Below are 23,058 nucleotides of genomic sequence, written 5' to 3'. Positions count from 1 at the left end.
AAGGAATACTTATCTCCAGAGTCTATAGTAAAGTATCAAAGAACCGAGTTACCGAGTTGTATCAATATTACAGTTGTGTATGCAGCCATAATATATACAGCCATAGATGAATACTCACGGTACCGCATATTATGCGGTTACCGTGAGCATAATACCTATACATCAAGCTTATTCTTATGCCAGGTAGTCTCCCGGGTTTAAAGCGCTGGGAATAGAGATAAAATGCGTCCAAACCGACAACGGTACAGAATTTACTAAAGGATTTATTGCCGGCAAGAAAGATAACCACAGCATGTTCGAAATAACTGCTCGGCGCCTAAACGTAAAGCTAAAACGCATCAAGCCGCACACCCCAAAACACAACGGCAAAGCCGAAAGATCACACCGCGAAGACCAGAAACTCTTCTACTCTGAAATCATCAGACTAAACCGCCTCATAACAGATGAAGAAAGCCTCAGAAAGCGACTCAAAAGACACCAGGACAAAACCAACAACCGAGCTATGAGACCACTTAATTATCTATCTCCTAAGCAATACTTGAAGCAATATCTAAAGCAATACAGTATTAAGAATATGGTTCAAGACTACTTTAACCCCATCATCTATACTAAATAACAGATGAGGAATAGGTATCTAAAACGTTCACATATTTCAGAGGCTAAAACCAGGCAGATTGTTAGGCTATTTTGTGAAGATATCACGGCTACTCAAATAGCCTCTTTAACCGGCGTGAACCGCAATACAATCAATCGCATTCTGACGCATATTCGAACCGTTATCGCCAAGCGCTGCGAGGCCACCTCGCCACTCTCTGGCGAAGTTGAGATTGATGAAAGTTATTTTGGACCACGTAGAGTACGTAGCGCACATGATATACATAGTCTCCGTAGAGCTAGTAACAAAGACTAAGATTATTGTCTTTGGTCTATTAAAGCGTCATGGTAAGGTATATACCCAAATAGTACTTAGTACCTATACCTCATGTTAGCCTAAGAGACTCTAAAGCAGATTGTACGAATGAAAGTACAGCTAGAATAGTACTATCTACAGTGATGGTTGGCGTAGTTATGACGGGTTAGTTGACTGGGGATATAAGCGTCACTACCCGTGTAAATCATGGTAATAATGAATTCGTTAATAAAAACAATCCTAAAAGAACCATATCAATGGCATAGAGAACTTTTGGGGCTTAGCAAAGGTGCGTCTAACCAAGCTACGAGGCTTAAGAAAAGACTATTTCAACTTACATCTCAAAGAGTGTGAATTTAGGTATAATATGAGACATAAAGATATGTACCATGAGCTACTTAAGATGCTACGAAAGGAAGCGAGTGACTAGGCTAAAGTAGGCTTGAACCATTTCTTATTTTCCTCGTCGACTCGGTTAAACGCATACCCGAGCAGGAGGTTAACTGTCATATTGAGACTTAAGCCTTGCTCTTGTGTCCAATTTACAATTCTTTAGTCTGCGATTTGTTCTTCCTTGGTTTGTTGGTTTTGGCGGTATTTCTTGGAGCAACTCCACTGGAACCTTCTCGTATAGAAGCCTCTTTTCTCTTCCGGGCAACCTCTTTCGTGAATGTTTAACAATATCATTTTGCACCGTTCAACAACAGAGTCTGCTCAGATAGTGGCTCATACAGGTGCCCTAATCTAGCCCAGAACACCCTAGTAAATTAGATATAGCACTAACTAATCAACTCGCTCCACCCACCACCTCACTCACCTCCAATCCCCTCCAAAGAAAGAAGCTCGCCAGAACCGCCAGAACCGCCAGAACCATCAGGCTCGCTAGTCTCATCAATACTCAACCAAATAGCAGTATCTCCATTTAGTAAATCCTCAGCCATTGCAATGTATATCTCTATTTCATCATCTAGGTCAAACCGGCTCCGTATAGCGCGGGCAATACGCTCTAGGCGCCTCTTCATGGCTGTATCTTCAAGTAGCAATAGAAGCTTTGGCATATCGCTGTTTGCTTCATTCCAGCCTCCGCTATCAAAAAAGCTCATATACCCTACTATACGGCGGTTGATAGTGCTAGGTAGCATATCTTTAGATACAACATCAAAGAAAAACTGCCGTATCCCATCATTTACTCTAAGCAACAAGAAAGCATCAGGCGGATTAGCTGGAACATAGCTATAGAGCATCATTTCGCGCCGTAACAATACTTCTAATAGCGGATACCTATGCTGCAATTGATTGATATATGCGCATACTCTAACCGTATGATTAACAAACGCCTGGCTAACAACCCTATCCCGGTAGCCCGCTTTAACGATAGCGTCGGTAACGCGTTCTCTGCCATGAATTAGCTGCAGCTGTCTAAGCCCTTTTGGCGTTACATAATACGCTGCTGGCATACCCCGCAATCTAAAGCTCTTATCATACCGCCTATCTACAAACCCATGCTTCATTAGTACATTCAACTTTTCATGCAAACTTGAGCCCGACGTAATACCAAGCCTATCTGCCAATAACCTGCAACTGCAAAACCTACACTCATACAACGCCTCAAGTATAGCTATCTGCCCTTTCTTAAGTACTAAACGTTTATTGTTCGTCTGCTTATGTGCCTGTTTACCCATTTACTTACTCACCTGCTCGCTCATTCGCTTACATTCACGTACTCACGTACGGTATGTACTTACTCATTCATCCATCTGCTTATCTACTAACTAGCCTGCTATCTATCTATCTATCTATCTATCTATCTATCTATCTATCTATCTATCTATCTATCTATCTATCTATCTATCTATCTATCTATCTATCTATCTATCTATCTATCTATCTATCTATCTATCTTACTAGCTTACTAGCTTACCAACTTACCTTTCGCTCACTTATTCGCGTACGTATGTATGTATATATACTTACTAACTTTCACATTCCTATCATATCTAAACTTCTTATCTAAACTCTTCTTTTTTATAATTCTTAGTTATTTAATAATTTAGTTATTCTTCTTATTTATTCTTTAATTAATAATTTAATTCTTCACTTACTTCATACTTATTCTTTTATTTCTTTATTTATTTACTCACTTCATATTTATTCTTTACTCTTTACTCTTTATTTTTTTATTTTTTCTTTACTTACTTACTCCATACTTATTCATTATTCCTTTCTTATATATTATATATAAGAAAGGAGAGAAAAAGTAACAACACACAACAGAGATAAAATAGACAAACTATACCGGATATCGATATACGGTGTTTTTAGGCTAAGAGAATAGCCAGATTCAGTAAGTTAAAACGGGGCGTTCAGTAAAATTTAGGTATGTAAATATCCGTTTGATGGTATATAATTTAGCTATATGACAACAACTATTCGTACGCGATTTGCACCGAGCCCGACGGGCTATATCCATGTCGGCAATGTCCGCGCAGCATTGTTTCCGTGGCTTTTGGCACGGAAACAGGGCGGTAAGTTTATTTTGCGCATTGAGGATACTGACCGTGCGCGTTTCGTGCCGGGTGCGGAAGATCTAATTTTAGATACACTTGAGTGGCTAGGGCTTGACTGGGACGAAGGGCCGCGGCGCGGCGGCGAGTACGGTCCCTATCACCAGTCCGAGCGACTCGAAATCTATCGTACGTGGGCGCAAACGTTAATCGACAAGGGGCTGGCATATGCAGATCCATACACCCCGGAGCAAGTGCAGGCTTTCCGCGACAAAGCGCGTGCCGCCAAAAAAGCGTTTTTATATCGCGATTACCGCCCTGAAAATCCGCCAGCATGGGACGGTACACAGCCACTACGATTCAAGGTCACACATCCTAAGCGCTACGTTTGGCACGATCCGGTAATGGGTGAATTATCTGCTGGATCAGAAGCACTTGATGATTTCATTCTTATCAAAGCCGACGGCTACCCAACGTACAATTTTGCACACATCGTAGATGACGCTGAAATGCGCATCACACACGTCATTCGCGGTTTGGAGTATATATCGTCGATTCCACGCTATTTAAGCTTATATGAAGCGTTTGAGTTGACGCCGCCGGTTTTAGCGTGTCTACCGCACATCATGGCTCCCGACGGCAAAAAAAAGCTCGGTAAACGCGACGGTGCAAAAAGCGTCACCGACTATCGCACTGATGGGATTTTGCCCGAAGCGATGCTGAATTTTCTCGCAAGCATGGGCTGGAATGATGGCACTGAGCAAGAAATCTTCAGTCGCGACGAGCTAATTGAAAAATTCAGCCTCAGCCGCGTGCAAAAATCCGGCGCGCGCTTCGACGAAAAGCGGTTGCTTTGGGTGAACGGACAGTGGATCCGGCGCTTGAGTTTGGATGATTTGTATACGCGAGTGAGCAATCCTGTCGGTAACGAATCGTCAAAACAACCTGCGGCTGCTCTCGCCTACTGGCCACCCGCTGCAGCGCAGGCTAGTGAAGATTATAAAAAGCGCGTCCTTGCTCTGGCGCAAGACCGCTTAAAAACGCTTACCGACTTGCCTCGGCTCACCAGCTACTTTTTTGAAGAACCTGCGCGTGACGACTCGCTCATCGAGACAAATAAGCAACTTAAAAAACTTTCGTCTGGCGAGCGCCAAACCCTCGTACGCGCTGCCTATGACGCACTCATTGCACTCGCCGATTGGACACCGGAATCAATCCAGCAGTGTCTCAATGATTTACTAGAAAAAACTGGTCAAAAACCTGGTATCTTGTTTAGTCTCGTCCGTATTGCTACTACATGGGCGCCATTCAGCCCGCAGCTAAACGACACCCTCGCGCTACTCGGTAAAGAGACAACGCTCAGGAGACTAGCGTCATTCTAACGTGAATGATATATGTATATCTGTCTTTGTTGATGGGCATTCGGGCGGATAGTGGTAAGGAAGTTCTCTTTTGTTAACGAAACAATAAAACCGTCTCCAACGCAAATATTTAAATTCCAGTTAATTGCCGTTTTGGCAAAATAGTCTTTGCCAGTCTCTGAATTAAACGTGACGCGTGGGTGGGCTTAAGCGTTCAATATGACCACTATCATCCGATAGCGCGTTTAGCTTTTAACGCTATATAGATCGGTGCTCAGTTGCGTTTTTTATCAGTTATATGAAATTAGCAATAGTTTTGTTATCTTTTTCCGACCTAAAGATATCAAGCCGCAAGTATTACAATTAAAACACCACGGTACTGTACGCAATCTGTTATAATAACCATAAGCATGGACGCAAAAAAATCAACCGAACTCAGCCGCAAGCTGCTTGCTAAGCAACAGCCAGGCAAGATCAAACGGTTTCGTGCGTTTATTGAACGCCACCGCTTGGTGACGATATTGATTTGCGGTGTGCTTCTAATTTTTATTGGCAGTGCGACGGCATTTTATTTAACCTATCAGCCGCCTGTCGTACAAGCCGACCACACGCCAATTATACGTAAAAAGAAAACTAAGCCGACAAAATTTTACTCGCAGCTCAATGGAATAGAGGTTGCCGACGAAGCCGCTGCCGCCAAACCGGTCACTGCGGTGATGATTGAAAATTCACCGGACTCACGTCCGCAATCCGGGCTAAAGCAGGCAGAGGTCGTATATGAAGCGATCGCCGAAGGGGGTATCACGCGATTTTTATGTTTATACCAACAGCACAAACCGGGTTTAGTTGGACCGGTTCGCAGCCTGCGCATGTATTATGTTGATTGGCTTGCACCATACCAAGCGAGCGTCGCCCATGTCGGCGGCAGCGCAGCGGCACTCGCAGAAATTCGCAACGGCAGCTACCGCGATATCGACCAGTTCTTCAACGGTGGCAGTTATTGGCGTGCTCGCGATCGCTATGCACCGCATAACGTCTACACGAACTTTGAAAAACTTGATGCACTCAACACCGCAAAAGGCTACAAAAACTCGCAGTTTTCCGGCCAAATGCGCGCCGACGGTACGGCTAGCGAACAACCAAATGCCGCAAGTATTGATATCAACTTCAGCGGCCCGCTTTACAACACGCACTACGATTACGATAAAGCAAGCAATTCCTACCTGCGTAGCATTGGCGGCGCGGTTAGCAACGACCGTGAAGAAGGTCGCATTGCGCCGAGCGTTGTCATTGCTATGCGCGTCAATGAGACCACTGTGTATGAAGACGGTTGGCGGCAAAGTATCGTCACGATCGGGAGCGGCGTAGCGCATGTTTTCCAAAATGGAACAGTCGCTGAAGCAACATGGCGCAAAGGCAGCCGCGCTGAACCACTCCGCTTTTTTGACGCCAGCGGCAAAGAGATTGCGCTTAACCGCGGGCAAACCTGGATAGGCGCGGTGGCAAATAGTGGAGGAGGCGTCGCGTGGCATTAGAAAAAAATGTACATCATGCGCCGAAACGTGTCGCCGAGATGCGCGATTATTGGGGAATCTACCGCCGGAATGCAATTTTGCTTTCGATCCTCGCACAGTTACTCGTCGTGCTAGTAGTCGGCGGAGCGCTTGTTGTGGCGGGTGCGCACATTGACACGCTACCGTTTGCCATCACGATGGGCGCGACAATTATAACGTCAGTGGCCCTGAACATTTATTTAGTATTGTTTTTGCTGACACCCTTGCGCGACTTAGCGACTGCAATTGCGCGCGCCGCCGGACAGACCGTTAACCAGCCGCTCGGTAATCCAAACTTGCCGCGTTACGCTAAAGACGGCTTTCATGATATGCTCCTTTATATTTACGAGAACAACTCTGCCGACAACGCTAATGCTGACAATTCACGCATGTCGCAGCGCTATAAAATGTTACTTACTGCACTTAACCAAATAAACGCCGGCATCGTCGTTATGAATACTGCCGGCGAGATTTCGTTCGCTAATCGCGCAGCGCCCGTTAAGCAAACAAAAGAGGGCGCTCTCAGATTAGAATTATTATTTGACGAACCAGATGATTTCACAAACTGGCTTACCGCTTGCGAGACTAATACAGTACATGCCCAGCAAACTTGGCTGCGCGTACCAAATAAAATCATTGGTGACGAAGCCCGGCGAATCTTCAATGTAACTGCCAACTTTGAGCAAGGGAGTGCTGCTGAAGTTGTCCTAGTGGCATACGACGAATCGGACATTTACCAGCCGGAAGACGACGGGCTAGATTTTATCTCGTTTGCAGCGCATGAATTACGCGGTCCAATTACAGTCATCCGCGGCTATTTAGACGTACTATCGCTCGAACTTGAAGATACGCTTACCGCTGAACAGAAAGAGCTATTCCAGCGCCTCATTGTTAGCGGCAACCGCCTATCCGGCTACATCAACAATATTCTGAACACAAGTAAATACGACCGACGGCACCTAAAGATCCACCTTAACGAAGAATCGCTCGCGCGCATTTACCAAACAATTCGCGACGACATGAACTTACGCGCTTCATCACAACGCCGTCAACTTGTTGTTGATATCCCCGAAGATTTACCGACTGTCGCTGCTGACCCGTCAAGTATTAGCGAAGTTTTATCAAATCTAATTGATAATGGTATAAAATATTCAAATAACGGTGGTATCGTGCGTGTTAACGCTGCTGTTGAGGGTATGTTCGTAAAAGTTTCAGTCGTAGATAACGGTATCGGCATGCCAGCAAACGTTGTTAATAATCTATTTCACAAGTTCTATCGTTCACACCGTTCGCGTGAAACCGTTGCAGGCACAGGGATTGGATTGTACATTTGTAAAGCAATTATCGAAAGCCATGGCGGTACGATTGGCGTATCAAGCACCGAAGGTGTTGGTTCAACGTTCTCGTTTACGTTACCGATTTATGCCAGCGTTGCCGAGACTTTGCGGGCAAACGGACAAGTTAATACGGCACTCGTTATGCGACATGGCGAATCAATTACTAATCATGCAACCTATTCGGGGTAAAAGGAGCTACGATATGGCGATCAAAACAATTTTAATGATTGAAGATGACAGATTCATCGGCGAGATGTATGTGCGCAGTCTGCGTCAAGCGGGTTACGACGTCGAGTGGGCAATTGACGGGCGTGACGGGCTAGTGATGGCAACCAACAAGGCGTACGACTTAATACTACTTGACATCATGTTACCAGAACTACGCGGACAGGAAATCTTGCGCGAGGTTAAGAAGCACCCGGTTGCAAAGCATTCGCATGTCGCCGTCATGACAAACTTTGACCAAGATGAAGAAACGCGCCAAGAAATAGAACATAATGTTGACGCATATTTTGTAAAGGCAGAAATTACACCGCGACGTTTGCTTGAGATCGTCCAGCAAATTGGCAATTCATTGGTAGACACAAGCGAGTAGTTTTGGTATAGTAGGTAGCGCTAGGTCGTATCGTCTAACGGTTAGGACATCAGGTTCTCATCCTGACAATCCGGGTTCGATTCCCGGTACGATCACCAATTCAGAGTAGAAATCTAAATCGTCGCCCAAATGAGCGATTTTTTTGATTGGTTTTTAATTCCTGCCAAAGGCAAAAACCACTTCCCTTTTTTGGAAAATGGTTTTTTGAGCCCGCGCTAGTGGGTGTTTGGATGGGGTTTTGTTATACAAAAATAGGTTCAAGCTGAATATTTCTTGCAAGATTGCTTTTTGTCCAGTAAAAAAGTACATATAACTTTTTGTTGCCCCGCTGCTGTAGCCGCCCAACAGAAAGTAGTTCTTACCCTCCTCTTGTGCGATGATAGTTCGGTAGCTACACCAACTGCTGTGTCCGTATTTTTTGCCGCAGATTACAATAACTAAGTCCGAGTGACGAATGCGCGTTCGCACCTCATCGCGCCAAGTTGAGCTTTTACTAATCTGCAATCTCAAATGGTGAACCCTCATACTTTGCCTGACCGATTAAAAGGTTTTTAAGTGTAGCATCGTTATCGTAATCAAGGCTTACAAAACATCTTATTTTCCCATATTTATCTCCTCTGCAGCTATTATAGAGACTAGAGCTGCTTAACTTAACACCCTAACCACAACAATTTGCCTTAAAGACTTCAAGCGGGGTTAAGTAGCCTAGACGCTTTCTGGGTCTGTTGTTCAATAGATTTTCTAAGTCTAATATACATTAGAGCCGTAAGCTTTTTGAAGTCAGTGCCTTTAGGATAAAAATCTCTAATTAGCCCATTAAAGTTTTCATTCCTGCCGCGCTGGCTGGATTTATACGGGTTAGCAAAGTAAATATCTGCAGCCAGTGTTTTCTCAAGTGGCACGGCCAGCTGCTAAACTCAGCCCCCATTGCCGTAAGTAATGGTGGCAACATTACTTTTGCTAAAGACTCTTTCAATATCCACCTTGGTTTGTTTGGTAATACTGGCGGCATTGCAGCCAATAGCTAAACTAATAGAGCCTAATCCGGACTTGCGCTCGGTATGGGTTAATAGCTATACATCTTGCTATGTAGCCTCTGCCGTGCCTTTTAACGCCCTCTTTAGCCTTACGAATGGTACTAACCATAACTTGGGCCCGCGGTACTTGCGGGCTATCTAGGCTGGCAATGGCCGGTATAGTAACGCGGCTGTCTATTCTTATTCCGTTTTCGACCCGGGCAGCCTTTGTATTTGCTCCTCAATAAAGCTATTAACCTCACGGAGAGATAGTACTGGTTGAGCGTCCAAGCGGCTTGGCAATGGCAGCGTATGATTCGCCATTCTTTAACCTATTCTCGATAACTATACGTTCATCGTAGCAAAGTTGCATATGCTTGTTGTTAGACGCGTTTCTAACGCCCTTTCCGGTTATATTAGACTTTCCAAAAATCCATTAAACCACGGGGCTAAAATTGAAACGTGTCTTTATTGAGCTTATCCTTTGCGGTTGAGGGGTTAATGGAGGATAATCATTGACAGTATTAACAATATAGTGTATAATGTTGTTACTAATGAGTGAGCGACGTCCTGATGGTATGACGCCCTCGCGGCGCGCCCCCTTCTCCATCTTGTCCTCGCTGCCATAAGGGTCTTCATGAAAACTATTGCAACAAATATCTGTGGTGTAAACTGTGCCGCAAGAAATACCGGCCTACCAGCTACCAGCTAACAGCTACCAGCTAACAGCTACCAGGCTAGTTGGTTATACGGCATGAAGCTAAGTCCCCGGCAGCTCTGTTCATCCTGCTCTACTGCTAGCAAACAAAACGCTCAACGGAAACGTCATACCTATTAGCTAGCGTAAGCTATACTACTGTTCGGCGCTAGTTTACCCGATTCCGCAAGCAACTGCCTGGCAGCAGCAAGCTCACCACCATGCTGGAGAGTGTGGTACAAGTAGATGAAAGCTACTTTGGCAAGAGGCGATCCAAACAGCCTCAGCACATCGTAGTTGGCGCTAAAGATACTACGACTGGGCGCATTGCCCTACGCATTACCGGCAGCCGGGGATAGACAATCGCTTGAACAATTTGTTCAGGATTACATCGTAGCAGGCAGCCTAGTGGCGAGTGACAAATGGTGGGGCGTATGACGAGCTAAGAACTACTTGGCTACGCTCATGAGAGTTGGAATCATAGCAAAGGGTGCTTTGCCAGTACCAACCAAGGAGAGAATGTCTGGAGCGTGACAAAGCGGTATGCTCGGGAAGCTGTTCGGCGGAAGAATCCTGACGAGACAGCTAGACTCTCTTTGCCAAGAATGGATGGCAAGAGCTAACCAGCCAGAACTGCTCGCCAGCCCAATAGCATTCCTACGGTTTACTATGGCTTTACGGGTTGGTTGGGTGAACCCTGGTTCAACACTCCGTGGTATAACTAGAAAAAAAGATTTGAGTGTAAGCTGACCTTCGCTTAAACGTCTGCTGAACTCACCGCACAATAGGATTGGCCGAGACAGATTGTTGACTTGTTTTAGACACTCTGCTACCATTCATAACGTACTATAAAGCGTCTGAGTTCCAGTCACGCCGGAACGAGCTGGGTGTCAAAATACACCACGGGAGTGAAGCCGTAAAGTTACACAACCGAAATCGCGATCCATTCGTAGAGCCGGTACTGAGCGCTATAATTCAGTAATGAATCATAGAATAAGGATGGGACCGCGGGAGGTCTCTTTTTTGATCTCTCGTTCCTTGGGTAAATAATATAGATTTATTGTGCCTGAGGAGGTTTTTATCATGGATAAGAAATTAAACAAAGAAAACTTAAAAATTGCTATCCAAAAAGATGGACGGCTTACCGAAGATTCTCTGAGAACGCTAAGGATGATGGGTCTTGAGTTCGAGGTGTATGGCCGTAGACTTTTTGCTGCATGCCGCAATTATCCAGTTGAAATCTTGTTTTGCCGCGACGATGATATACCTGGCTATATAGAGCGCGGCGTTGTAGACATTGGCATTGTTGGCCAAAATGTTTTGCGTGAAGCTGGAGCTACTGCTACGCGTGAAGTTCTGTGTCCGGGATTTGGCTATTGTAAGCTTGTTGCCGCTGTTCCTAAAGAATCAAATATTACTACGATTAAAGATTTGCAAGGAAAAATAATTGCTACAACTTTCCCAAACACGACTAGAAAATATTTTGCGAAATGCGGTATTGACATTAAAACTACTGTGATAGCTGGATCGGTTGAAATTACACCTGCACTTGGGGTGGCAGATGCGATTGTTGATATAATGGCTAGCGGTAGCACTCTTTTATTAAATGACCTACGCCCCATAGAAACAATTCTAGAAACCGAAGCCGTTCTTATTAGAAACGAAAAGACGCTTTCAAAAGACAAGGAAGATCTAATTGCTCAGATGCTAGTTCGTCTTGAGTCGGCACTTGCTGCAAAGAATTTGAAGTATATTATGATGAACGCACCCAAAGAGAATATCGATAAAATTAAAAATATCGCCCCTGGACTTGATGCTCCAACCGTAGTGGAATTAACGAAGCCTGGTTGGCTGGCAGTACACGCAGTCATGAATGAAGATGATTTTTGGAAGGTGGCTAACAAATTGAAAAGTCTTGGCGCGCGCGGGATTCTCGTGTCATCGATTGAAAAAATCATAGCATAAGGAGGATGTATGACAATTAGAGAATTATACAAAATCATAGAGAGCAGGCGTAATAGCGATGAAAGCACGTCCTGCACAAAACAATTACTCGACAGAGGTCTAGATAGGGTTATCCAAAAAGTTGGCGAAGAATCAGTTGAAGTTGTAATCGCTGCAAAGAATGATGAAAACGATGAATTTATTGGCGAGGTTGCCGATTTGGTTTATCATCTCTTAGTTTTGTTAGTTGCAAAAGACATTAAGATTACCGATATAGAGAGGCGTCTTCAAGAACGTCACGATAATAAGTTAATAAAGTAAAGGAGATAAGGAAACATGGCAAGAAAATTTCAAATCGGTGTAATGGGTTCGGCGGCCGATCTAAAATATAGCAAAGAAGTTGAAAGAGTGGCATACGAAGCCGGCAGGTTAATAGCCGAAGAAGGCGGGATCTTGTTTTTTGGAGCCGAAAAAGATAGCGATTCCCTGTCAACGGCGGCATGTCGCGGTGCAAAAGATGCTGGCGGATTAACGGTTGGCATCACATATGGCAAAGGAAAAGACGTTTGGGAGAAAGATGCTGACATTATCATCCCCTGCGGACTGGAACGCGGCGGCGGTCGAGAAACCGTACTGGTAACTGGTTGCGATGCGGTGATCGCGATAAGCGGTGGTTCAGGCACACTCACCGAATTAGCTATCGCCTATCAGGCCGATATCCCGATGGTAGCACTAGCAGGCTACGGGGGCTGGGCCGATAAACTTGCTGATGAATACCTCGACACTCGTAATCGAATATTAACAATCGGTGCAGCGTCGCCAGAAGAAGCGGTCAAAAAAGCCTTTGAGGCAGCTGCTGAATATAGGAGGCGATATGCGTAAAATTCTATTTATCGCTGCTACTCATGGTAATGAACGAGATAGCGTTAAGGTGATGCGGCAACTTGAGAAAGAATTACCTAAGGAAAAATACGACTATGATTGGATTATAGGAAACGAAAAGGCTTTTGCGGCCAACACGCGTTTCGTCGAACAGGATCTTAATCGCAGTGCTCCAGGCGATATTAATAGTCCCGTATATGAAGCTTGCCGCGCAGCAGAGCTAATTGAATACAGTAAAAAGTTTGATGTCGTGATTGATCTTCACGGGACAAAAACAGACAGCGGCATCGTTACAATCATACCTTACCCTACAGAAGAAAATATTAGATTAGCAAAATCGGCGGGATTGAGCCGTAATGTTGTGTGGTATTCGGAAAAGTCAAAAATTGCCGGACCGTTAGCTCAGCACATGCCTGTGCCGGCTATAGAATTTGAATGCGGGCCGAAAGGTACTAAAAGGACATTTGATCTAACATACGCTGCGGTGCGTCGATTTATAGAAGCGAATCGGAACGGTCAGGAAGTTTGCGGCGATAAAAATGTTGAGTTCTACAATGTCTATGGCAAATTGTATGGCGAACACGACCCAGCTCTTAGAGATTTTGTGCTAACAGAAAAAGGCGGCGAATCGTTTTATCCGTTCCTGTCTAACGAATATAGCGGTATTGTTTGCTATAAGATGGAGAAAACCGAGAACGATAAAATGTCTATATAACGCAGAGACGTACCGAAAAGTCTTCGTTGTATATCCTTAATCTGTTGCTAAACACTCTTGCAGTATAGTATCCTTATTTTCGTTAAGGATTGCAAGAGAATAGTCTAAGTAGTCAGCCAAAGACACATCATAAGTTGGCATACACATGGTATCATTGAGACATCTTAGAGTTGTGTATGGTATTCCTGTATTTTTGTCTATAAGGTCTCCTATGCGAAGAACGGCTTCAGAATATTCTTCAATTGTATTCACAATTACCTTGCTAAATTCAAGTAACTTTTGCGAAGCCTCAATCTGATACTCGGGCCGAATGATGCTCGGCATAGGTTTAGAGAATGGTAACATGTAAGGGTGGATTAACTGAAGTCCACCTTTTAGGTTTGTTACACGTCCGCCAAATAAGGTTAGATCTCGTGATACAGGTAGTGCCATACCTAAGGATTTTCCAGGTATTTCGGGACTTGCATTAACTTTTGTAAGATATCCTACTTCAATTCCTGTTTTCTCGTAGGTCTTTTCAATACCTTCCCATACTCCTCCACTAGCTGCTATACCAACTGCTGCGCGTAATTTTATATCTTTAGGGCGAGACTCACCCGACAAGTTGGTATATTGAGCGAGATATGCTTGGTCGTTTGACGCTTGCTGCGATTGCTTGGTCTGGTACGCTAGAAGAAATAGCTAATGAGCGTTATAGTGACAACTCTGCAATGCTTCATTGGCTCAATAATAGTCGGCCTCAGCTACAAGCATCAGGTCTCGTTTGGCTGGACGACATATTTGCAAATCGTACTAATTTACCAAAAGGTAATCTGTCGAATTTTGGATCAATGGTAAGCGGAATAGCACTTAGGCTTCATGAAAAAAACGTAGCGTATCGTACTATAGCGACAGCTATGACCCATGTTGCGCTTAGGGATTTTGGACGATCAGCTGTAATTGGCAGGGCGAGAATTGAAGTTCCAGATCGTCGTGGAGGAATTGATTCTTATGTTGATATTGCAATTCAACGTATCAAAAAAGGGAAATGATTCCTTATATATTTTGGCGTTTTTTGAGAACTTACTTGTTTAGGTATAGGCGATATTAGGAGTGCTGTGAAAATTTGCGGAAACTCAAGCATTATTGTAATGTAGGTAATACGCCACGTAATTTTAGCTATAGACTCGCTGCCAGCCGTTCTATTTGATCTGGTGCGAGCTGTGCGCTACCCTGCACAGTGTATAATATGCCGCCATTTACCCATGCGGCGTTGCTGTTGTAAGTATAAATCGTTAAGCCGTTGATAGTGGCGGTGCTGTACTTGCGACCAGCGGTCGGTTTGACGTAATTTTCGAGTACAGCACTTGAGTCCCAGTTTGATTTAGTCTGTGCGAGCGTAAATGTCTCACTGCTACCGTTTGACGCAAACTTCATTGTAACGCTGCCTTTGTCATATGCAACTGGTCCGTTTAACGTATAGCCTGCTGGTTGATAACCTGGGTATGTTGCGTTAATCCCTGCTTGCGCAGCAGCAACGCGCGTGCTAAGCGCTGGCATATTCAAGTACGTAAAATACGCGCCAAGCAACATGACGGCGAATGCGACGCTTGCCGTGCTAACAAATTGGCGAAATTTTGAATATTTTTTTGGCTGCTTGATTTCTTTGCGTTCTGAGCGCGGTTTCATCTGCTTAGTGGCAGACTCAATCGCTTGCTGCTTGATTACGTGGGACGGCAGTACGATACGCGCTTGTTCGGCGGCGTTCATTTGGCGTTTTTGCTCGACTGCTTGTATCATCGCGTGCCGCATCGGTGCAACGTCTGGTGTAGTTTGCTGTGTCAACGCTTGAACCTGTGCGTGTGCGGGTGTCGCTTTCGCGAAGTGTGTAACGTGTGGGTGTGTGATCGCTTGCGGTGTGCGTTTCACGGTGCGATGTTTCTGGATTGTTGGGTGTGATTGAGCTCGCGGCTGTGCTGTTATACGTGGCGCAGTTTCTTGTACTGTCGGGAACGTAGTACGTGCGGCGGGTTTAGCGCACGCTTTTATACCGTTGATCGATTTAGCCTTACTAACATAGCGGCGTTGTAACGTTTGCGAGCGCTGAGGGCGAACATGAATATCAATCGCACGGCGTGACGTTATACTCTGTACGTTTGTGTTGCGTTCAACGTGCAGAATTTTGCCAGTTTCGGCGTCGTAGATTGTTCCATTAATACTTACTTTTTTGTTCATACCCTATCCTCTATCGCTATATGCTTATACTTATCATACCACGCGGTGCGCTATACACAAATGGCGAAAGTAATAATGATATAATAAATGAAAGCTATGTATGAATACGATTCTAAGCGTAAATTGCGTCTGAGGCTAACATTCACTTACGCAGTGATGATATTGACGACGCTTGGACTTGTTGTAGTAGCGTTGTTTATCGCGCTTGGATATCGTTACAATCAGTTTGACGGACGGTTTGAACAAGGCGGTATGATTCAGTTTAATTCGCGTCCGAGCGGTGCCGAAATCCAGTTGGACACAGCTAAGCTGTCGAACCGCACGGCGACACGGATCACTGCGACAGCTGGTAATCACGCTGTTACGGTATCGCGCGACGGCTATAAGCCCTGGCAAAAGCAAGCTACAGTTAAGCCGGGCGCGGTTCTGTGGCTTAACTACGTACGGCTCGTGCCGACCGACCCGAAGATCGAAACTGCGGCGACATATGGCAGTATTGCGAGCGCCATGGCGAGCTTCGACCGCTCGCGTTTCGCGGTGATTGAAAACGATACGCAGCCGACAGTCACTTTCTCGCGCGTACATGATACCGGTGTTGAGCACAGCTCAGTAGCGGTGCCGGCTGATAAAATTACTGTATCGAGCACTGCCGGTTCAGATCGCTTCTCGCTTGCCGGCTGGGACTATGTAAACAAGCGAGTGCTCGTGCTGCATACGTACGATGCTGACAAGGCTGAATACCTGCTTGTATCAAAAGATAGCGGCGATCCTGCGCGTAACTTATCTACCGAATTTGGCATTTCTATCGCTGAGTTTCAATACGACCCGACCGACAGTGACGTCGCTTACGTTCTCACGATGAATCACGATATTCGCCGCTTGAACTTATCGACATCTACGTTGTCTGGCCCGCTCGTTACAAATGCAAGCTCGCTTGTCGTGGCGTACAATGGTTGGATTGGCTATGCTACGTACGCCGACTCTAGTGGCATACGCACTGTTGGCTATGTGTCGAAAGATAAACTCACTGCTAAAACAGTGCAAACATTTACAAATATGTCCGGTCGCAGTCTTAGCTATACGATTGCGAGCTATTATAATGAACTTTATCAGCTGGTTGTGGCGGGTGATAGCGCGACCGTATATCGCGCTGAATTGCCAAGCAGCGATTCTATGGATACTGTCAAGAGTAAGATGATTGCAAAACTGTCACTTGCAAAAGATGTCGCGTTCGCTGGCTTCTCGCCGCGTGAACAGCGTTTTGTCTACATTCAAAACGGACGCGACATTGTGACGTACGATCTAGAACTATCGTCGATTGCTACTGTAGCTCCGTCCGCGGCGCTAAATGCTAAAATTGGTTGGCTTGACGATTTTCATTTGCTGAGTACGGCGGATGGTACGGTTGAATTTATGGATTACGACGGTACGAACATGCAGACGCTTGCCCGCAACGCAAGCTATGCCGCGACATTGCTTGCCGGCAATGATAAATTTTTCTACTATTTCACGCGCGACGAAGCTGCCGGTACGGTGCGTTTGATGCGATTGTCCCTGACGACGGAATAGTAGTTTAGCTTACGCGTTAGCCGTACGGTATCTTAGACGTGTACTGTGTGATTTTTCGCTAGCGACAGATCATCTGTGTTTGCTATCGACATCAAGCATGGCTGCGTCACTAACAAATACATTATTGCGCGTAACTAACTTTTGTAAAGCCTGTTTGCTTCATGGTCTTTCTTTATTTCGTCGCCTACCGCGCGCCAATGCCAAATAGCCGTTCAATGAATGTTGGCGAATTCGCGGGCATCTTCTTAGCGGAGTTAGTATTATTAGCCGCAGGTTTGTTTGTCGCCGTGGACGTTGCTGTCTCGTCTGGATTTGGACTAATTTGCTCGCCAAATACTAGCAACCGATTGAGTGCCGTGCCAAGCGGTACGCATGTGATGAGTGTGATATACGGCTTGTCGCTACCGATTTGGAGCGCACTCACGTCAGTTGGTTTGACGACCTGCGTGCGTGTGATCTTGTATGTGTAGCGTTTGCTGTTGTAATTAACGTAGACAACATCGCCGGCCGCCATTCTCTCAAGCCGCGCAAAGACAAACTTGTGATTACCGCTATCAAGCCAGTCGTTTGAAGAGTGACCTGATACGACGAAATTGCCTCGTTCGCCTGGGCGAGCGTTTGCACCTTGTATATTAAACCACACTACACCACGCGCCATAGCGGCATTGAGGGAGCTTTGGCTGGATGCATCGGCATCCCAGACAATTGGTTCATCTACGGCAATTTTTGGGATAATAAGCTTTGGATCGGCGGATACAGGCGTCTCTGCGTTTGATGACACAATAATTGATTCTGGATCCATCGCCCCTGGCGCAACATACGCTTCAACATATGCAAATAAGACACGGTTGTATTGCAAAAACAAAAATACGAGCAGCACGCCGAGGGCTGCCATAATTGGTACGAAATTACGACTCTTGCGCACTTTTGCCGCACGTTTTCTGATTTTGTGTCGTAATGAATCACGCAAGTCATTGATTGCTTCATGTGGTGTAAGTGCTTCCGTGTTTTCAATCGCGCGAAGCTCCTCGGCAGCGGTGCGATGGATTTTTGCTTGGTCGTTAAGTGATTTTTTAGCGGCTGCTACTTGCGAGATGTAGTACCGTTCATAGTATTGCTGATAATACGATTGCCAGGCGGTGTGATATTTTTGCCATGAGTTGTCCTGGGTCTTGAGTGGTGAATCGTGGCTGAGTGTTCGGCTGTATGGATTATCCTCGTGCGTGTTGACTGCGCCTGGCCCTGGCATGACGCGTTGCTGTGAAAGTGCTTGCGTTTGCGCGACGGTGCCGGTTGGCTGGGCATAGCCATGTGTAGATTGGTTTGTTGATTTTGATGTTGCCGGAGCGGTCTTACTCGGTATTGTGCCGGTTGCGTACGGATCATTTTGATAGATTGCATTGATTTGTTCGCGAACAATGTCTGCTGCTTGTTTTTGCGCAGGATTATCAGAAATATCGGCGTCTGTAGACTGCCGTGACGGCACCGATAACGAGGATCGATCATCGTTCATATATGTGTCATAGTATAGCGTATTTGGGGCATGAACACAAAAGTGATTGGTTGCTAACGATACACCATTGAATACACGTACAGCACGGGCTAGACCGCTTATTCTTAGGTAAAAATAAAAACTTCGCCTTAGGTAAAATTTATCGCTACGTTCGCGGTATTTTACATTGACCTGTCGTGGAGCTGTTCGGTAAGAGCGCCCTTTTCAGTCAGGGCACGTTTTAATGGCATTCTATGTGCAGCTTGATGAATAGTAAGAATGAAGAGCGATTATTGAAAGATCTTTTATCACTGAAAAGAGGATGAAAATACTTCTATCCGTTTTTTGCCAAACTACACTATCACGGCGTGGAAGTTGTCATAAATACCCGAAACCCTAATGAATATGACAGTAATTACTACAATCAAGTATTAGATGCAATTGGCAATATGCAAAATTCGGTAATCACGTAGCGGCATTAAGCGCAGTTCACACAAAATCAACGCTCATACTATCGTAATTGCCTCCAGCTCTTTGTTTTGTTGGATAGTTTTTTGTTTCTCTGTATTTTTAGTAACTCTAGGCTACTTGAGTTGGTTAATAAGTAGGCCTTTTAGTTTTTGTTCGGACTGGGTTGTCTCTATGCGAGATTTTAATTGTTCGCCTATAGCTTTAGAAAACTTCCTTGGTTATAAAGCAATAATCAAGGAAGTTATAGGCTATCCGGCATCGCTGATTTTGATTGTCTTGATAACTCTCCGCTGATATGGGTTTTCGCCAGGAAACATATCGATGATAGTTAGCGCGTTAAATATCACTTCATCACCTTTATTTAAGCGGGTGTGTTTTTGTACGGTTGAGTGTGGCAAGAATCCTTCTTTCGCAAACTGCGGGTCATTTGGTTTCCAGCCACCCCGTTCAAGTACCTTGATGACATCTTGGTGAAGTTTTACTAAATCGTCAGTTTTCTTGAGTAAGGCTACCCGCACCTGTCTTTGATCGCCAAAGAATCTATCATTTTCAACGACTGAGGTTGCTGATGTACGAGAGCTTAATAATTGGGTAAGCTTTTCTACCATGGTTGGCACATCCCAATCAATCGCAAAGGTATCCGCTATGGTTACATGGAGTGGCCAATTGCTTGCTGAAAATTGCGTACCTTCAGGTATATCTTTAAAGAGTTGAATGATGGTATATTTTTGGGTGAATTGCTGCATTAGTTAGACACTTTTGTTAACTTCATTCATTTCTTATTGTACTTTATCTATCTCTGTTAAGCAGCCTCAAATTCTATTTTTTTAGAGAAAATAAGCAATTTTTGCTTACGATTCCACGCTAAATCTTGATCAACCGCAAAAAACTCAGTAAGGTTAGTCAGCATCGCATTGAGCGATACTAAAAGATTGTGGATCTACTTCCTGTTACTGCGCTAATTCAATATCCTGTTAAGTGTTCGCGGTAATCAGCCGGACGCCACGGTGCATAGCGTTAGGAACGAAGGGATTGCAGCTTGCGCAAGGTTGCAAGGTTACGCTCGGTGTACGGGTGCCCTTTCTCTTGGAAGAAGCACTCTAGCTTTTGAATACGCATGGAGGGTGATTCATTGAAGTTGGAGCAACAAACTAAATTTATATACTCGTAAAAACGACCAAAAACGAAAGGAAGCGTTGATATGCTAATAATCTTGAAATACATAGTATAGAATATTTTGTGAAATATGTAAAAATGAAAAAATTCCAGAGGTCAACGAGCTTTTAAGATCGTACTGTCTGGAACATCTTCATTGGTACCGCGGGCCGGACTTGAACCGGCACGTCCATACGGACATCAGATTTTGAGTCTAACGTGTCTACCAATTCCACCACCGCGGCGTAGAAATTGTCTACGTAAGTATAGCATATGCCATCTTTTTTGGCGAATTTTTACCGAAAGTCTTGCCTAAAGTTGCCTAAGAAAGCTAAAAGTTATTGAATTCCGCTTATTTTTATGTATTATTATTGACAATAAATAAAGATTGTGCTATTATGGAACCATAAGCTAATGTGAGGTACAGAGGCGTAAAAGGAGGAAGTAATGATAAGCCTAAAGAAAATTGTTATCGGAGCGGTCGCGAGCGTCGCGGTTGCTGCCGGTATCTGGTATGCGTTGCCGGCACATGCTGTCTGTGATGGATACATTAACGTTGTAGAGTGTGGTACGCCAACGCATCAGTCGTTGAAAGACACGTACTATGGCAGTAGCCACATGAAGACGCTTTACAACCGATACTATATCAATGATTCTATGATAAACGGTACCGGTATGAAAACAGGTACGGTCTATAGGGATGGCCGTGTCGTCGTTGACGGTCAAACGGTTGCAACAGGCGCTCGTACAATCCAGCGTAATACGCGTTACCCAGGTGCATCGCGTGGTCCAGACACGGTTGACGGCCATACGTACTATATGTTTGAGGTTGGCAACAGCTTCCTCTATGATCACTTTGAAGCATTCGTCTGGTTTGACAGCTATGGCAAGTTTATCGCTGCGGTGATTAAGGACTGTGGTAATCCGGTCTGGGGTTTTGCAACCTATCAGTACAAGAACATCCAAGTCTGTGACCTAACAACAAATAAAATTGTTACGATTAAAGAGAACGAGTTTGACAGTAACCGCTACTCGAAAGACATAAACGACTGTAAACAAATCCAAGTCTGTGACCTAACGAGCTACAAAATCGTTACGATCAAAGAAAAAGAGTTTGATAGCAAGAAATACTCGAAAGACGTAAACGACTGTAAACAAATCCAAGTCTGCGAGCTTGAAAGCAGCACGATTGTCACGATCCGCGAAAGCGAATTCGACAGCAAAAAGCATTCAAAGAACTTGTCGGACTGTGAAAAGATGCAAGTCTGTGAACTGAAAACTGGTAACATCGTTACTATCAAACAAAGCGAGTTTAACCAAGAGAAGCATTCAAAGAACTTGTCGGACTGTGAAAATGTGAAGGTTTGCCGCATCAAGGATAAGTCAATCGTGACAGTCAAGAAGAGTGATCTGAACGACGAGTACACAACTGACATGTCGAAGTGCGAAACACCAACAACTCCGCCGAATGAATTGCCGCACACTGGTCTGGGCAGCATGGTCGCTCCGCTGGTTGGCCTAGGCAGCTTAGCCGCCGTCGCTACCGCATACGTCATGAGTCGCCGCCAACTACAATAAACAAATCTGTACCAAACGAAATACCCGGGGATATATCTCCCCGGGTATTTTTGTTGGAATGATGCGTGAAGTAAGTGTAACTACTTTCTCCCTTTACGGTCGGTGCTTATCGTTTTAGTCTGCTCTGTTTGGAGATACTATAATACGGATTGTGCGGCGACACTTGTTGTGATAGCTTCAAGTGGCTGACTCGGCGTCCACAATAGATAGGTCGCAGCGCGCGCAGCGGTTTCGCCCCGCCATACGCGCATCGGGTCGTGCCAATCGGTCGTTACAACTTCGCCGCCATGCGCAATGATGAGCGTATCGCGGTGCAATGTTACGATCGTCAGTGGGTATGTGATGGTAAATTTATGCAGCGTTTCAACCAGTTGCAGCAGAGGCATGCTAAATGTCAGAATTTTAGGATAATACAATTCGCGGAATAATTTTTGTAGCTGCGCAAAGCTTAGTACGAGCACTGTACGCGGGCGGGTGGCGATTGCCTCAGCATCGTTGCGTACTAGGTCAACTGCGTCGCGCGTGACAACAAGCGAACCATCGTATTTACTAAGCAGATCGCTATAGACGATGGCGGTTTCACTATTGCGCCCAGCATCGCCTGCGAGTAGTAATCCTGTGCTCCAGCTGCCAAGCGCGCGTAGTTCGTTGATAGCGCCGCGAGCCAAACTGCCGCTTGGATTGCTTGGCGCAAAGATAACATTAGCCATGGTGGAAGGAATTGAACGTTTCAGCGCGTCTGGCAGTACGACATGAACCTCTCCCGCTCCGGTGTTCAGCGCAGTTTGATATGCCTCGGCGACGCCTGCGAAACCGAGTTTATTGCCGCCAACAAGCCCTAGGCGTCCGCGTTGCGCTCGCTGCTCTGGTTTCGCCCATTCAATATCGGGAAATAACGGTTTAGTTTTTTCCTGTTTGCGCCAATACGATACAGTAGTTTTCTGATTTGTCATATGATAATTATCGCACGCTGCCGTACAGATAGGCAACGTGCCACACTCCTTAATAGAATAATTCTTACGACATTAATCTCGCTAAGCTTGGCCTACGCAGCATTAAACATTA

19 protein-coding genes, 2 tRNA genes and 1 pseudogene are annotated in these 23,058 nt (G+C 45.1%); 14 read left to right on the top strand and 8 right to left on the bottom strand.

Going from position 1 to position 23,058, the window contains the following annotated elements; translation table 11 throughout:
• Positions 1-619: 619 nt before the first annotated feature.
• A pseudogene (locus J5A52_03585) lies at positions 620-1,340 on the top strand (IS1595 family transposase).
• Between the two features lie 379 nt (positions 1,341-1,719).
• Here J5A52_03585 and J5A52_03580 read toward each other — a convergent pair.
• On the bottom strand, positions 1,720-2,592 hold the full coding sequence (locus J5A52_03580; GenBank protein QUB37202.1) for a replication-relaxation family protein: 873 nt from the start codon (positions 2,590-2,592) through the stop codon (positions 1,720-1,722).
• A gap of 734 nt (positions 2,593-3,326) precedes the next feature.
• Between J5A52_03580 and J5A52_03575 the strand changes: the two genes are divergently transcribed.
• The 5 genes from J5A52_03575 to J5A52_03555 all read left to right on the top strand — a co-directional run bounded on the left by J5A52_03575 (position 3,327) and on the right by J5A52_03555 (position 8,358).
• The gene (locus J5A52_03575) at positions 3,327-4,796 is read left to right on the top strand and encodes a glutamate--tRNA ligase (protein ID QUB37201.1); all 1,470 of its coding nucleotides are present in this window, start codon (positions 3,327-3,329) and stop codon (positions 4,794-4,796) included.
• 389 nt (positions 4,797-5,185) lie between these two features.
• Positions 5,186-6,310: a DUF3048 domain-containing protein gene (locus tag J5A52_03570; GenBank protein QUB37200.1), complete on the top strand. Its 1,125-nt coding sequence runs from the start codon at positions 5,186-5,188 to the stop codon at positions 6,308-6,310.
• Positions 6,301-7,854 (top strand): HAMP domain-containing histidine kinase, encoded by a 1,554-nt coding sequence (locus J5A52_03565; protein ID QUB37199.1) that lies wholly within the window; start codon positions 6,301-6,303, stop codon positions 7,852-7,854. Before J5A52_03570 ends, J5A52_03565 begins: the two co-directional genes overlap by 10 nt.
• A gap of 13 nt (positions 7,855-7,867) precedes the next feature.
• Positions 7,868-8,260 (top strand): response regulator, encoded by a 393-nt coding sequence (locus J5A52_03560; GenBank protein ID QUB37198.1) that lies wholly within the window; start codon positions 7,868-7,870, stop codon positions 8,258-8,260.
• A gap of 23 nt (positions 8,261-8,283) precedes the next feature.
• A tRNA-Glu gene (locus tag J5A52_03555) sits at positions 8,284-8,358 on the top strand.
• A gap of 1,177 nt (positions 8,359-9,535) precedes the next feature.
• Here the strand turns inward: J5A52_03555 and J5A52_03550 are convergent.
• Positions 9,536-9,649: a helix-turn-helix domain-containing protein gene (locus J5A52_03550; protein QUB37197.1), complete on the bottom strand. Its 114-nt coding sequence runs from the start codon at positions 9,647-9,649 to the stop codon at positions 9,536-9,538.
• Positions 9,650-10,270: 621 nt separating this feature from the next.
• Here J5A52_03550 and J5A52_03545 point away from each other — a divergent pair.
• From J5A52_03545 to J5A52_03525, 5 genes are all read left to right on the top strand, one after another.
• A complete protein-coding gene (locus J5A52_03545; protein ID QUB37196.1) occupies positions 10,271-10,411 on the top strand; it encodes a hypothetical protein in 141 nt (46 codons plus the stop codon).
• A gap of 645 nt (positions 10,412-11,056) precedes the next feature.
• The gene (locus tag J5A52_03540) at positions 11,057-11,938 is read left to right on the top strand and encodes an ATP phosphoribosyltransferase (protein ID QUB37195.1); all 882 of its coding nucleotides are present in this window, start codon (positions 11,057-11,059) and stop codon (positions 11,936-11,938) included.
• Positions 11,939-11,947: 9 nt separating this feature from the next.
• Positions 11,948-12,238 carry a phosphoribosyl-ATP diphosphatase gene (gene hisE / locus J5A52_03535; GenBank protein ID QUB37194.1) on the top strand — a complete coding sequence of 97 codons (291 nt, stop codon included), beginning with the start codon at positions 11,948-11,950 and terminating at the stop codon, positions 12,236-12,238.
• A 15-nt stretch (positions 12,239-12,253) separates the two neighbouring features.
• Positions 12,254-12,799 carry a TIGR00725 family protein gene (locus J5A52_03530; protein ID QUB37193.1) on the top strand — a complete coding sequence of 182 codons (546 nt, stop codon included), beginning with the start codon at positions 12,254-12,256 and terminating at the stop codon, positions 12,797-12,799.
• Complete coding sequence (locus J5A52_03525) at positions 12,792-13,514, top strand: succinylglutamate desuccinylase/aspartoacylase family protein (GenBank protein QUB37192.1); 723 nt, start codon at positions 12,792-12,794, stop codon at positions 13,512-13,514. Before J5A52_03530 ends, J5A52_03525 begins: the two co-directional genes overlap by 8 nt.
• A gap of 36 nt (positions 13,515-13,550) precedes the next feature.
• Here the strand turns inward: J5A52_03525 and J5A52_03520 are convergent, their stop codons facing one another.
• Positions 13,551-14,117, bottom strand: coding sequence for a hypothetical protein (locus J5A52_03520; protein ID QUB37191.1), 567 nt, complete (start codon positions 14,115-14,117; stop codon positions 13,551-13,553).
• 32 nt (positions 14,118-14,149) lie between these two features.
• On the opposite strand from J5A52_03520, the gene J5A52_03515 reads away from it, so the two are divergent.
• Positions 14,150-14,545, top strand: a complete 396-nt coding sequence (locus J5A52_03515; protein ID QUB37190.1) for a hypothetical protein — start codon at positions 14,150-14,152, stop codon at positions 14,543-14,545.
• A gap of 127 nt (positions 14,546-14,672) precedes the next feature.
• Here the strand turns inward: J5A52_03515 and J5A52_03510 are convergent, their stop codons facing one another.
• A complete protein-coding gene (locus J5A52_03510) occupies positions 14,673-15,728 on the bottom strand; it encodes a hypothetical protein (protein QUB37189.1) in 1,056 nt (351 codons plus the stop codon).
• 96 nt (positions 15,729-15,824) lie between these two features.
• Here J5A52_03510 and J5A52_03505 point away from each other — a divergent pair, with 96 nt between their 5' ends.
• Positions 15,825-17,297 carry a PEGA domain-containing protein gene (locus J5A52_03505; protein ID QUB37188.1) on the top strand — a complete coding sequence of 491 codons (1,473 nt, stop codon included), beginning with the start codon at positions 15,825-15,827 and terminating at the stop codon, positions 17,295-17,297.
• 184 nt (positions 17,298-17,481) lie between these two features.
• Here J5A52_03505 and J5A52_03500 read toward each other — a convergent pair whose 3' ends face one another.
• The 3 genes from J5A52_03500 to J5A52_03490 all read right to left on the bottom strand — a co-directional run bounded on the left by J5A52_03500 (position 17,482) and on the right by J5A52_03490 (position 20,660).
• Entirely contained in the window at positions 17,482-18,810 is a 1,329-nt protein-coding gene (locus tag J5A52_03500) for a sortase (protein ID QUB37187.1), read from the bottom strand.
• A 698-nt stretch (positions 18,811-19,508) separates the two neighbouring features.
• A complete protein-coding gene (locus tag J5A52_03495) occupies positions 19,509-20,006 on the bottom strand; it encodes a 2'-5' RNA ligase family protein (protein QUB37186.1) in 498 nt (165 codons plus the stop codon).
• A 567-nt stretch (positions 20,007-20,573) separates the two neighbouring features.
• Positions 20,574-20,660, bottom strand: a tRNA-Leu gene (locus J5A52_03490).
• A gap of 202 nt (positions 20,661-20,862) precedes the next feature.
• Between J5A52_03490 and J5A52_03485 the strand changes: the two genes are divergently transcribed.
• Positions 20,863-21,993, top strand: a complete 1,131-nt coding sequence (locus tag J5A52_03485; protein ID QUB37185.1) for a hypothetical protein — start codon at positions 20,863-20,865, stop codon at positions 21,991-21,993.
• Between the two features lie 137 nt (positions 21,994-22,130).
• On the opposite strand, the gene J5A52_03480 is transcribed toward J5A52_03485, so the two are convergent.
• A complete protein-coding gene (locus J5A52_03480; GenBank protein ID QUB37184.1) occupies positions 22,131-22,946 on the bottom strand; it encodes a hypothetical protein in 816 nt (271 codons plus the stop codon).
• Positions 22,947-23,058 lie beyond the last annotated feature (112 nt).

It is taken from the genome of TM7 phylum sp. oral taxon 349, assembly GCA_018127705.1.
Classification (GTDB): Bacteria; Patescibacteriota; Saccharimonadia; order Saccharimonadales; family Saccharimonadaceae; genus Saccharimonas.
The sequence above is the reverse complement of the archived record's forward strand: the minus strand, read 5'-3'. Positions and strand labels throughout refer to the sequence as shown.